Annotated in this window: 10 protein-coding genes; 3 read left to right on the top strand and 7 right to left on the bottom strand. The window is 68.4% G+C overall.

Annotated elements, in window-relative coordinates; genetic code table 11:
- Positions 1-47: 47 nt before the first annotated feature.
- The 6 genes from GNZ18_RS30320 to GNZ18_RS30295 form a co-directional block, all read right to left on the bottom strand.
- Positions 48-1367, bottom strand: coding sequence for a tyrosine-type recombinase/integrase (locus GNZ18_RS30320; protein WP_156220036.1), 1320 nt, complete (start codon positions 1365-1367; stop codon positions 48-50).
- A gap of 1070 nt (positions 1368-2437) precedes the next feature.
- Positions 2438-3604, bottom strand: a complete 1167-nt coding sequence (locus GNZ18_RS30315; RefSeq protein WP_156220035.1) for a phospholipase D-like domain-containing protein — start codon at positions 3602-3604, stop codon at positions 2438-2440.
- 883 nt (positions 3605-4487) lie between these two features.
- Positions 4488-4661, bottom strand: a complete 174-nt coding sequence (locus tag GNZ18_RS30310; protein WP_156220034.1) for a hypothetical protein — start codon at positions 4659-4661, stop codon at positions 4488-4490.
- 3 nt (positions 4662-4664) lie between these two features.
- A complete protein-coding gene (locus GNZ18_RS30305; RefSeq protein ID WP_214620174.1) occupies positions 4665-5819 on the bottom strand; it encodes a glycosyltransferase family 2 protein in 1155 nt (384 codons plus the stop codon).
- 91 nt (positions 5820-5910) lie between these two features.
- A complete protein-coding gene (locus tag GNZ18_RS30300; protein WP_214620175.1) occupies positions 5911-6432 on the bottom strand; it encodes a class F sortase in 522 nt (173 codons plus the stop codon).
- 913 nt (positions 6433-7345) lie between these two features.
- Positions 7346-7540, bottom strand: a complete 195-nt coding sequence (locus GNZ18_RS30295; protein WP_156220031.1) for a CsbD family protein — start codon at positions 7538-7540, stop codon at positions 7346-7348.
- A 533-nt stretch (positions 7541-8073) separates the two neighbouring features.
- Between GNZ18_RS30295 and GNZ18_RS30285 the strand changes: the two genes are divergently transcribed.
- Positions 8074-10407: a tetratricopeptide repeat protein gene (locus tag GNZ18_RS30285; RefSeq protein ID WP_156220030.1), complete on the top strand. Its 2334-nt coding sequence runs from the start codon at positions 8074-8076 to the stop codon at positions 10405-10407.
- Positions 10408-10458: 51 nt separating this feature from the next.
- On the opposite strand, the gene GNZ18_RS30280 is transcribed toward GNZ18_RS30285, so the two are convergent.
- The gene (locus GNZ18_RS30280) at positions 10459-10899 is read right to left on the bottom strand and encodes a YybH family protein (RefSeq protein ID WP_156220029.1); all 441 of its coding nucleotides are present in this window, start codon (positions 10897-10899) and stop codon (positions 10459-10461) included.
- A gap of 60 nt (positions 10900-10959) precedes the next feature.
- Here GNZ18_RS30280 and GNZ18_RS30275 point away from each other — a divergent pair, with 60 nt between their 5' ends.
- Both GNZ18_RS30275 and GNZ18_RS30270 read left to right on the top strand, forming a co-directional pair.
- A complete protein-coding gene (locus GNZ18_RS30275; RefSeq protein ID WP_246250661.1) occupies positions 10960-11823 on the top strand; it encodes a hypothetical protein in 864 nt (287 codons plus the stop codon).
- Between the two features lie 116 nt (positions 11824-11939).
- Complete coding sequence (locus tag GNZ18_RS30270) at positions 11940-12365, top strand: ChaB family protein (protein WP_156220028.1); 426 nt, start codon at positions 11940-11942, stop codon at positions 12363-12365.
- Positions 12366-12586 lie beyond the last annotated feature (221 nt).

Raw genomic sequence — 12586 nt, 5'->3', positions numbered from 1 at the left:
AGAGGCCCGACCGGTCGGCCGGGCCTCTGCTATGGGGTTGGGAGCGGCTACGCCTGGCGCCTCATCGGGACGACGTTGCCCCTCCGGGAGCTGCTACCAGCGCGGAGGTTCCCCAGCGCGTTCCGAACGGCGTCGTTCGCCTTGTCGCGGTCGGGGTGGACGTAAATCGCCATTGTCGTTTCGACGGAGGCGTGGCCCATCATTCGCGAGATGGTCTTGATATCGACGCCAGCGTCATAGAGCCACGAGCCATAGGAGTGGCGAAGGTCGTGGAATCGGTATGTCGAGTCGAGTTCTGCCGCTTCGAGCGCCTTCTTGAAGTACCGGCCGTACCACGCCTTATGGCGGAGAAGCTTCGTGTAGTCGAAGCGGATGACGTCGAACTTTCCCGTGACGGGGTTCTTGCCCCGCCGTCCCTTTGCGGTCCCGACGAACAGCGGGAGTTTCTTCCCGGGGTGAGTAGCATCCTCTCGCTCCCCGAACCACTCGGCTGCCTCCTTCTCGTGCGCCCGAATGTAGGCCCGGAGTTCCTCCAGGATGTACGGGTCTAGCGTGACCTCGCGCTTGGCCTTCCGCGACTTCGGTTCGTCGTACGCGAGAATGCCATTGATGTCGGTTACCTCGCGACGAACGCGGACGATGCCCGCTGCTAGGTCGATATCGCGGAGCTGGAGCCCTGCGACCTCTCCAGCCCTGAGGCCCGTATAGGCCGTGAACAAGGCGAGGAAGCCGAAGGGGTGCGGTAGAGCCTCCGCCAGTCGCTCGACCTCTTCCGGCTCCAGGCGTCGCCCTTCGTCCTCATCGTTGAGGAGCGCCCACGGCTCGAATTTCGGAATCTCCACATCCACGCACGGATTGACGGCGACCCTCTTGAGCCGGAGCTGTTCCTTCATGACCTGCTTGAGGAGGATGAAGGACTTGCGGATGGTGCCGCCCGACTTACCGGCGCGCTCCATGTCGGTGACCCATTCTTGAACGGCGTCCTCCGTGATCGCGGAGACTGCCGCCTTTCCGAACCGATTCCGTAGCAATAGCTGCTTCGGGTCCTCCTCCGGTCGCTTCGACTCCCCCAGACCTAGCAGTCCCTTGTAGTCGTTGTAGGTCCGGTCCTTGAGGTTCCGGCGAACGTTGAGCCACTGGCGCGATGCGTCGATGAAGAGGACGCCTCCGGCCTTGTCGTCAACGTAGGTCTGTTCCCGGATGGAGTCCTCAAATTTGATCATCCAGTTCTTGGCGTCCGTCTCCCGGGTGAAGCCACCCTTTGTGCGACTCCGACCGGTAAGCGGATCGGTGTAGGAGACCTCCCAGCGCCGCTTGCTTTTCGGGAGGTTCTTTGTCTTGTGACTTACCCGGACGTGACTCGCCATTTCGCCGCTCCTTTGTCCCTCCGCCGTATCGGGCGGAATCGGGACGTTACGCCATGTAACGACGCAGACACTAACCGTTGCGGCCGGTTGGCGCTCCTCCGGCGCTCCCAACGGCGCGGTAGGCGGTGGAGAGCGTTGGGGAGCCGTGGAGGGCTACGGAGACCGCAGAAGGTGCCTATGAGCTGGGCAAACTGCAATCCGGAGACGGCCGGAGCTGGGCCTACGGCCGGACGGCGCGCGGAGGGGTGGAATAACTCCTAAAGCGGGTGCCGCAGGTTCGAATCCTGCCGGAGGCGCCACGACCACCAGCGCGAACGAGCCCTGGCCGGCACCAAGACCGGCCAGAACCCTCCCGCTGTCGGCGGTTGAGTACGCAGCAGGCTGCGGTAGGTCCGTCCCAATACAGTCCCGCGCGGTAGCCGTGTGGAAGGTTGCTCGTGGTCGGGCTACACCCCAGGAGCCCTGTCGCTCCATAGGACGCCAGAACGCTGCCCAGGGCTCCGCAAACCACCGGAGAGTTGAGCATGGCGATGGCCGAGCCGCCCCACCGCTGGATGCGGGTCGGAGCGGGGTCATCGTCGCCGACCTTCCGCTCCAAGCGGTCGGCCGCCTCCAAGAGTTCCTCGGCCGCCGGCTCGGGCAGGCCCAGCGCTGGAGCCGCCTGGCGCACCACTCGCGCGAACATCACGACGCTTGCAGGGTTTATGCCTTCGACGGTTGTGGCGTTCACCGCGAAGGCGTGACTGTTCGCCGCGCTATTGCCGGTTCAGGATGGATCCCCACGGCCCGCGCTATTGATACGCGCCCGGTCGGCGACGCTTCTGGGTGAACACCTGGTGAGCGGACTGTTAGGTGATGGCCGCCGGAGCAGTGTGCGCGGTTCGATTTCTCCGCAACCTGGAAAAGAGGATACCACCGTTGGGCTGGGGCGAGGCGAGACCCTAGTGTGCCGCAGGTCGCGCGGACTCCAAACAATTCGGACGGCGGTGAGGCCGATCTCGACAGGCGGGCGTTGATGCGGACCCGGCCGCGTCCATGACCGATGCCGCCAGAGGACAGACGGAAACCGGCTAGCTCAACTTAAGACTTCGATCGATCGCTTTGATATCCCGAAAAAGATCATGGTCGTAGTTGGCGAAGTTCTCGGACCTCGGCACTTTGGTGGGGCTCATCCGGACCTCCGAAAAATGAATCGGAGTAGAGGGTAGTGCGCCGGCCCCGCTCACGACCAGGCACACCGCTTGTTGCTTTTCCGTTCGAGTGGCCATCTGGAAGAGGCGGTGCATGCCATCGACGATTACCAGCTTGCCGTCGGCCTGCTGTTCGATTATAGGGGGCAGCAGAGTCCCCTTCTGGCCGTCGGTCTCCACTTTGCAGGGCTCGAAGAAGTCGATGCCGAACTTCTGGTAGGCATCGAGGAGACCCCAAACTCGGTCGAGCTTCTTGGCCTTCACCGTGCGACAGCAGGAGTACAGGGAGTCCACAGAGAGTTTCTTGAGTTTTATGTCGCCGACACCGAGCCGTTCGTACTGCTCGACCTGGCCGATGATTTTCCGAAGCTCATCAATACTGGGCACCGTCTTGTTCAAAATGATCCCCTGGGGAAAGCTCTTCCATGCTGATTCGAACAGCTGATGCAGCATATCGATCTGAGTCGCGTCGTTCGCGGGCAGGTGACGAAGCGCACTATAGTCAAACATACTGCTCTGGTCGGTAACACTGATACTCGACTTTGGACTCTTGGTCACGGTGAGAGCAGTCCCTCTGCCTGCGCCGATCCCCGCATCCACTACCAGCCCACGGACCTTGATCAGGTCTTCCGGGTAGAATTTTACGTAGACGCCGGCGCCGATCAGTGTGCGTACCTGCTTGAGTTGTCCCGACGTCCTCGGCCACCGACAGAGTACGCGAACGACCACACCGGCTCCGATTCTCTGCGAGATCGATGTCTTGTTGTCCTGAACCCAGGAGACATCCCCAGCGAAGACGTCAACCGAGTGGTCGGCGCGAGTGAGCAGTGCACGCCAAGCCGAGTCGACCGCCTTCTTTCCCCTGAAGTGGTTCGGATTCCGACGAAAAATCTGGATACACAGAAATATCGCCAAGGCGACGAACGCGAGACCGATCGCCCACTTTGTGATGACGGGATGGCCGTTTAACGCCTTGATGAGCGTCAGTCCAGTAACTCCGACGACAAAGCTCGTCCATTGGACGATACTGGCCACCCTCTTCGACATGGGTCTTCACTCTCACAAAGCTTGAATTCTATGCTTCATGGGCATCTGGCGGTTCGTTGTATCGGTCCCACGGATACAGAAGACTATGGGCAGGCATGTACCCGGTGCGTGGATTACCGGAAGATGGCCTGTGCCGGTCATTGTCGCCGGCGCCGTAGGGACGCCTGGTAGCGAGCGAGGCTCGCTCGCAGGTGGGGAAGCGGGTACCTACGGCTGGCCATGCCCCGTTCCGCGGACGCCCCGTGGGCCAGCACAGGCGAGTTGGCACTCTACGGCTCGCGCAGCGGCGCGGCAGGGAGAGGGGTCACGGTCGTACCACGAACGGCCTGTTTTTGAGGCGGCCCCGACAGGCCAATTCGCGGGACAGGATGATCGTTTAAAGTCCTGACGGCGCTTTTGGGCGCCTTCGCGGGGTTTCTTTGCGGCGCCTCGCCGCTGTGGGCCGGGGACGGCGCGCTTCTGGGCTGCGGGGGCGTGGCTGGGTTTCTCTGAGACGGCTTCTGCGTCCGCGACCGTCGGGAGCGGCATCGCGACCGGGCCGTGGCCGCGCGGGCGGGAGCGGCGGTCCCGCCCGCGCGGTCAGTGCGTCGCTTGCCGATGATCTTCGGACGTGTCCGGGCGGTCGCGCGGCGGCCCCTTTTCGGGGCCTGCCGTGCACGGATCGCCGGGCGTGGTGCGTGAGCGTCCCGAGGCATCCGTATTTCATAAGGCGATCGGTGCGGTACGCCGGGGCCGCGCGTCACGGCGGATCGCGAGTCTCAAGAGGCGCGAGGCTCGCTGAGCGCCGACCGCATGATTTCCGATCTATGGTCTTGCTTACCGGCCTCGGCGGAACTGATCGTCTGAAGGCGCTCCGCGCCGCCGGTGCATCGGACGCCCGTCATCAGCCGTCGTTGGCCCGTCGGGCGGGGAGGGTCCGCTTCAGCGCCAGTGCCGCGGAGATCAGGGTGAAGATGGCCAGGCCGACCCAGAGGGCCTGGAGGCCCAGCCACGGGGACGCGGCGGCGGTGCCGCCGAAACCGGCGGCCACACCGCCGACGGGGGGATGGTTGTACATGACCTACCATTTCCTTTCTTTGCGCCAGGCGGCCTGCCAGAACGCGCGCGCCTGGACGGTCTGGAGGAAGACGTCGAAGATCATTTCGACGACGATGGTGGAGGCGAGCGCCATCTGGACGGCGCCGCGCCGCCGGACGCTCACCACCCGCTCGACCATGAAGATGACGGTGACGCCGGCCCAGAGGGGGTTGAGCTTCACCCCGCCGAGCCAGATCACCGAGTAGGCGAGCGAGCCCAGGTAGGCGGTGATCACGATGATGCCGATCAGGGACAGCAGTTGGCGGCCCCAGTAGGGGCGGGTGATCGGCGTCCAGCCGTAGTCGACGAGGTTCTCCAGCGCGCCCCGCTTCCAGCGGAGCCGCTGCCGGGCGAGTTCGCGCCAGGTCGGCATGACCTCGGTGGTCAGGGTGCACTCGGCGGGGCAGAGGATGCGGAAGCCGAGGTGGAGGATGGCGAGGGTGAGCTCGTTGTCCTCGGTCAGCACGCGGACGTCGTAGACGTGCGGCAGACCGGGGAGGCGGCGGTCGCGGCGGGCGGCGACCACCTCCTGGAGGGTGGTGGCGCGGAAGATCGTCGCGGTGCCGGTGAGGACGAGCGCCTTACCGTGCAGGCGCCGGACGTCACGGGCGTAGCGGGCGTACTCGTTGCGCTGGAACATGCCGACCGCGCCGCCGCCCGGCTTGCCGGTGAAGGTGCCGCCGACGGCCGCGTACCGGCCGGTGGCGAGGTAGCCGACGCCGTGCCGGATGAAGCCCGGGTCGAGCGCCGAATCGGCGTCCATCACCATGACCGCGTCGTTCGGGCCCAGGATCGGGAGGAGGCGGTCGAGGACCTGGTTCAGCGCGCCGGCCTTCTTGTGCCGGTTGGCCCGGGTGCCGACGATCTCGACACCGCAGAGCTGCGCGAACGCGGCGGTGCCGTCGGTGCAGTTGTCCGCGATCACCACGATCTGGTCCGGCGGACGTTCCTGGCGGCGGAGCGAGGCGATCGTCTCGGTGATCTGGCCGACCTCGTTGTGCGCCGGGATCAGGACCGTGACCCACATCGCGTCCGCGCGTACGGGCGGGAGGCTCCGCCTGCCGTCCCTGTGTTTGGGGGCGGCGCGCGGGCGCGGGGCGGACGTGATCACCGAGGCGAGCCGGTCGGACGTGGTCACGATGGGCGCCGCGCGGTGTCGCCCGGCGGGCGATCCGGGCCGCGCGAACCTCGGTGGGACGGCCGTGCCGCCCCCGGACACTGGACGCATGTCAGCGTGCCCGCCCGGAGCCCAGCAGGTGGCCGAAGGCGATGACGTTGTCGAGGTAGTGGCCGGCGTCGCGGTCGAAGCGTCCCCCGCAGGTGATGAGGCGGATCGCCGCGTAGCCGGGGTCGCCGTAGACGCGGTTCGTGGGGAAGCGGTCCTTGGCGAAGCGCTCGACGGAGTCGATCCCGAAGACGGCGGTGCGTCCGTCGGCGCGCAGCACGCTCGCCCGGTCGCCCGGTCGCAGGCGGCCGAGCCGGTAGAACACGGCCGGGCCGTCCGCCGTGTCCACATGCCCGATGATCACGGCGGCGCCGCGGCTGCCGGGCGCGGCGCCGAGCCGGTACCAGCCGGCCTCCTGGGCGCGGCTCGGCGGCGGCACCTCGACGGTCTGGTCCGGGTTCTTGGCGAGCTTCATCAGCGGGGTCCGGACATCGATGCGCGGCACCTCGATGCGGACGGGCGGCGAGGGCGGCAGGTCCGGCGTGGTGGCGGGCCCGATCGGACGGGACGCGTCGGGCCGCGGCATGGGCGGAGCCGATTTCGCCGGGTCGTTCCGCGCCGCCTGGAGAGCCGCTAACGCGGTCAGTACGGCGGAAAGGCCCCCCACGACGATGAGCGCACGCCTGCGCCGACCGCTATTCCTCACAGATCGCACTCCTTCGACCATCTGGAAACCAGACCCGTATCGCACCCGCCACTCGTGGGCCGCGGGAACCAAGATTTAACGGCTGCGACTGGAGGCGAGGAAAGGGGTAGGTGAATAGTAGGTGACGCAAGAGGCGTGACGTGCGCGTTCAGCGGCCATTGGATTTTCAATCCCCTGACCGCTCTTGTTAAGGGTCGACCCCAAGAAGGCTTTCCGGCCACCGCGTCTCCGGTTGGCACAGGTCAATTCGACTGCGCGGGGGCATCGACTAGCTTGAGCTACATGCGGGTGGCCGCTACAGGCCAGAGTGAGATAGGTGTCCGGAAGGGGGCTCAACAACGCGAGGAAGTTGCCGTGCCATTTCAGGCTGCGCCGCCCGATTCGCCCGGAAAGCAAATGTGGAGCGGGCCAAGAAGCGCGGAACGCTTGCCTGCCGAGGGGGTCGCGGTCGGCGGTGACCTCGTGCTGCGGACCGCTCCGGCGTCGCGCGGCTAAGTGCGTGAGATGACGGTGAACGTTATCGGACCGTACTCACATGAACGGCGCGTCCGGCTTATGCGACCGGCGTCCGTGCGTTCGACCGATGCCCACCCGGAGCCGGAACTCCTCGGCGCCGCTCGCGCCCTGCAACCGCTGAGTAATTTCCAGGTGCATACGATTCAGCACCCACCGGCCCCGGGGTCTTCGCCGGGGCCGGTGAGTCTGACTGTGGAGAATATCGTCCAACGACCGCCCGGTCATTCACGTCGGCGCCGAGCACCGGCTCGTGCTACCGGGATATGGAGGAGGGGCGTCACCGCTCCGTGGTGCGCCGGACCTCCCGGGCCGCGTCCTTGGCCTTTTCGCCGACCTGCTTGGCGCCGCCCGCCAGGCGGTCCTTGCGGCCTTCCGCCTCCAGGTACGGGTCACCGGACTCGCGCCCCGCGTTCTCCTTGGCGCGGCCCTTGGCGCGCTGCGTCTTGTTCTTCAGCTTGTCGAACAGCCCCATGGGGTCCTCCTTCAGGTCGGCCCGCCGTCCACGGCTTCGCCCGACGGCTCAGCCGCTGCGGCGGAGGCCGCGGCGGTACCGCGCCGCTTCCTGGTGGATCTTCGCCTCGGTCGCCATGAGGGTGGCCTCGGCGCGCTCGGTGCGCATCCTCGCGTGCATCTCCCGGAAGGTCGGCACGCGGTGCCGCTCCCGCGACGCCCGCGCCCGGCCCCGCGGTCTCGTTCCCCGTCGCCAGAGACGTTCCAGCATTCCCATGCCCTACTCCCTTCCGACCTACGGGCGACCCTGTGCCCCGCCCGAGGCGTTCCATGCGCGCGAGGCGGCTGACGTGGGCTTTCGGAAGAACCGCGACCGCGCCGCCCGGTCGGGAGGCCGCCGGTGGGAGGTGCTTCGCCCCGGCAAGGCCCCTGCCGCCGGGACATCGCGAGGACCCATGCGTTTTTTGTACTGGCCCGTGCGGTGGGGCGGTGCCCTGCCTAGCTTGGTTTCGAAGAGTTTCGAGTCGGCTACGGATCGTTAGTGGAGGGCTTCGGATGCGACCGGTCGGGGACGGGTGGGACGGGTCGGAGCACGTGCTCGCGGAACTCGACGGGCCCGGGATCGAACGGGACGCCCTGCTCCTGGCCCAGCGGTTCGACGAGGCGCTGGCGGCGGGCGCGGAGACGCGGGCCGTGGTGCTGGCCGCCACGGACTGGTGGCAGGCGGCGGGCGTCGGGATTCCGGTGTCCCTGCTCTACCGGCAGGCCGTCCGCCGGATGGCCGCGCTGACGCCGAGGGGGTTCGAGGCCGGGCTCGCGTTGGCGACCGCTGATCCGGCCCTGCTGGTCGTGGACGGCGCCGGACGCTACGAACTCGCCGACGGCGTCCTGCTCTGGGTCTCGCAGCCGCGGGAGAGCCTGGTGGACGCGGCGGGCAGGGCGGTGACCCCGATGGCGGCGGTCGCCCTGGCGACCAGGGCCCTGGCCGGGCGCCATGGGGGCCGCGAGGCCGCACGGGCGCACCTGGCCCACGCCGTCGAGGGCGACGACCCCGACGCGGCGGCGCTGGCCCGGTGGTACCTCACCGAGATCGACCTGGACGAGGGCGGTCACGGCGCGGCGCGGATCGCGTTCGAGCGGATGGTCGAGGAGGGGCATTTCGCGATCGCGCCGCGGGCGATCCTCGCCCTGGCCGAACTGGAGAGCGACGCCGGGCGCCCGGCGGCCGAGGCCCTGCTCCGGCGGGCGATCGACTGCCGCCACCGGCTGGTGACGCATCCCGCCGCCCGCCTCCTGCGGGACCTGCGCCTCCAGGCCGAGGACGAGGCCGGGGCGATCAACGCCGGGCGGATCGCCTTCGACTGCATGGTCCCCTTCCTGGCGGCCTTCGACGGACGGGTCCTGGCGGCCCTGCTGGTCCGGTCGGGGGACGCCGCCGCGGCCGAGCGGGTGCTGCGTCAGGTCATCGATCTGGACGACCTGTTCGAGTCCGGACGCGCGGTCGCCGATCTCGCGCGGATCCTCGCCGAACGCGGTGAGTACGCCGAAGCCGAGCGGCGGATCAACGAGGCGCTCGAATGGGACTTCCTGCACCGCGCGGACCTTCAGATCACCATGGCCGGAGTGTTCCTGGCTCGGGGCGACCTCACCGCCGCGCGGGAATTACTCGACAAGGCGGAGGCGTCCGACGTGCCGCCCGGCGAGGAGGAGATGGCGCGGCTGGGTTTCATGCGAGCCCATATCGCCATCGCCCTCGAAGACGATCGGACGGCGGCGGACATCTACACCGACCTCCTCGGCCACCTGGACCCGAGGACCCGGCAGGCCGCGCACGAGCTCGCCGTGCACGCCGCCGAACTGCTGATGCGCGGCGGCCCCTGCTCGATCCCGGGCGTCGCGCCGATGCTGCGCCATCTGATGATCGAGGCCGACACGCCCGTGCGGGAGTGGGCCGCCTACGGCGTGGGCCGGATCGCCGAGGCCGACGGCGACACGCGACTGTCCGGCCAGGCCTACCGGATCGCGGTCTGCGGCGCCGATCCCGACTACGCCGTGCGCGCCGCGCACAGGCTCGCCGAGGCCGAGCGCGCCGAACACGACCGTGGTCTGGACTCCCTGTTCTCCGTGCTTGAGGGCGAGGCCGTGGAGAACGTCCTCGGGGCCATCGTTCCGGTCGGCGTGCTGGTCATGAACAGCCGCCATCTGGACGTCCTCGACCAGCTCCGCCTGGTCCTGCGCGTTCACGACGCGTGCCTGCGCCGCATCGAGGCGGGCGACCCGCGGGCCGGTCATATCGCCTTCACCCTGGGCATGCTGCATTTCGAAGTGGTGGGCAGCCCCGCCATGGCGATCGAACCATGGGAGATCGCCGCCGAATACGACGACCCGGACATCAAGGCGGCCGCCGCCTTCAAACTCGGCATCGCCCACGCCTGTATGTCGTGTCCCATCTCGGCCGCGCAGGCGTTCCGTCGCGCGATCGCGACCGAGAACCGGGACTACGCGCCCCGGGCCGCGTACCTGCTGGGGCAGCTGGCCGAAGACCTCGACGACCTCCCCACCGCCATCGACGCATACCTCCGGGCACTGGCGACCGAGAATCCCGACATCGCCCATCGCGCGGCCTTCCAACTCGCCTGCCTGGTCCACCTGGACCAGCCCGACGACGCGGAACTCGCCCTCCAGCAGATCATCAATGACCCGGAGGCACCGCCGGAGACCACCGGCGCGGCCTACGCCCAACTCGGCCGGGTGTACGCCGAGCACGGCAACCGCAGACTCGCGCAGCGGTTCTGGCGGAAGGGCAAACGGCACACCGACACCGCTGTCGCCAACGCCTATGCCGAAGAACGCCAGAAGATCGGCCGAGTGAGCAAGGCGGCCTACTGAGTTCCCGGAGACGCGCGGCCCGGAGTGCTCCGGGCCGCCCTGCGGTCGTTCTCAGGGTTCCAGGTCGGTCACTCCCTGGCCGCTCCGGATGTCGAGCGGTACCGAGGCCTGATCATGGACGATCAGCCAGGTGCCCTCGACCCTCTGGAAGCAGAAGGTGGCCCGGACCCATATGCCGCTCGTCGCCGTCCCGTCCTCCAGCGTGCCGCCGAGCCGGCCGAAGCAGTGGCCGAACGCCACCTCGTCGCCTGCGGTGACGGTCAGGTCGCGGACCTCGTAGGTCACATCGCGGAAGACGGTGAACACCGTCTCCCAGTTGCTCATCTTCGCCGCGACGCCCACATGCCGCAGGGGCGGCTCGACGTCGAAGGACACCACGTCCGCCGCGTAGAGCCGCTCCAGGCGGTCAAGGTCCTTGGCCCGGACCCCCGTGACGATCTCGTCGATCCGCCGCCTGATCTCGGTTTCGTGCACCTCGTGTCGCGCAGGCATCGCCGCCCCGTCCTTTCTGTCATCCGTCCTCAGCCCTTCGACAAGACACCGCGTCGGAATGTGAGGTCGGACGCCGGGGACGGGCGCCGGTCAGTCCCTGTCGCGGGCGTCGTTGACTTCGACCACCTGGACCGGTACGCGAACCTGTACGAGACGATCGAGCACCGCAAGGCCGAGAAGGTCGTCGACCAGCTCACCGAGGTGATGCCGGGACGGCCCGGCTTCCTGCGGCACCGCGACGCGGTCGACAACGTCCGCGAGCCCTACGACAAGGACGCGGCGGCGCCGATCTCCAAGCTGCACGCGCTGACCATCATGTCGGCCGAGCAGCAGACGATGAACTTCTACTTCAACGTCGGCCCGATGTACATGGAGCCGATCGCCCGGCAGCTCTACCAGGAGATCGGCCTGGTGGAGGAGGAGCACGTCACGCACTACGAGTCGCTGGTCGACCCGGGCGAGACCTGGTGGGAGCGCCTGGTCACCCACGAGTACAACGAGTGCTACCTGTACCACTCGTTCATGGAGACCGAGACCGACCCGCGGGTCGAGAACATCTGGGAGCTCCACCTCAACATGGAGCTGGAGCACCTGCGGATCGCCTGCGACCTGATGCGCCGCCGCGACGGCCGCGACCCCGAGTCGGTCCTGGCGCCCGAGCTGCCGAAGCCGGTCACGTTCGAGCCGAACAAGCAGCTCGTCCGCGACCTGCTGGGCACGCGGATCGACTGGACCACCCTCGGCACCGGCTACGTCCAGGAGGCGCACCGCCGGTTCGAGGAGTACCAGGACAAGATCAACGCCGAGCGGCCGCCGCAGGAGCGCGTCATCGACGAGCACCGCGACAAGTTCGGCGAGGAGTACCGCCTCGCCACCGACGGGCCGCACCCCGTCGCACGCCTGCGCGACGCTTCGGAGGCGTAGCCCCCGCAGGCCGCCCGTCACGTCGGGACCAGGGACTTCGGCCGCCGAGCGGGGTGGATTCCGTCCGATCGCGGGTATCGGCGGCCGGACAGCCACGAGCGGAAAGGTGCGGCACGATGCCGATGATGACGAGCGGACGCCAGGTAAGGACGGGTGAGCTCCCGGAGACGATCAGGCGGTCGGACGCCAAGGCGCAGCGGACCTTCGCGAAGGCGCACGACTCGGCGGTCGAGGAGTACGGGGAGGGGCAGCGGGCCCATCGCGTCGCCTACGCGGCCCTCAAGCACACCCACGAGAAGATCGGCGACCACTGGGAGCCGAAGGCCGGCGGTGCCCGGGGGCCCTCCGACAGGCAGGCCGAGGGGGGCCGGAGCACGCGGCGCAGGACCGCGGGCGGGGTGGACGCCAACGCCTCGAAGGAGCACCTCTACAACGTCGCCAAGCGGCTGCACGTCCCCGGCCGGTCGAGGATGTCCAAGCGCGAGCTGGTCAAGGCGATCGGGAAGGCCAACGACCGCGGCTCCGCCAGAGCGAGATCCTGACGGAGGGGCGGGCGAGCACGAGCGCGGGCCGCGTCGGCGCGGCCCGCGCGGCCGTCGCGGCGGTGCGCGCGACACCGGGAGGGGGTGCCGCAGCCGCGCGGTCAGCAGCCGGTCGCGGGCCTGCCGCCTGGGCGCGGCCCGCCCTCGACGGACGGTGGTGGACGACCGGCTCCGGCACGTAGGCGTGGCCCCACTTGTGGGCGGCGAGGTCGAGCGCGAGG

This window comes from Actinomadura litoris (genome assembly GCF_009733595.1).
Taxonomy (GTDB): domain Bacteria; phylum Actinomycetota; class Actinomycetes; order Streptosporangiales; family Streptosporangiaceae; genus Spirillospora; species Spirillospora litoris.
The sequence above is the reverse complement of the archived record's forward strand: the minus strand, read 5'-3'. Positions and strand labels throughout refer to the sequence as shown.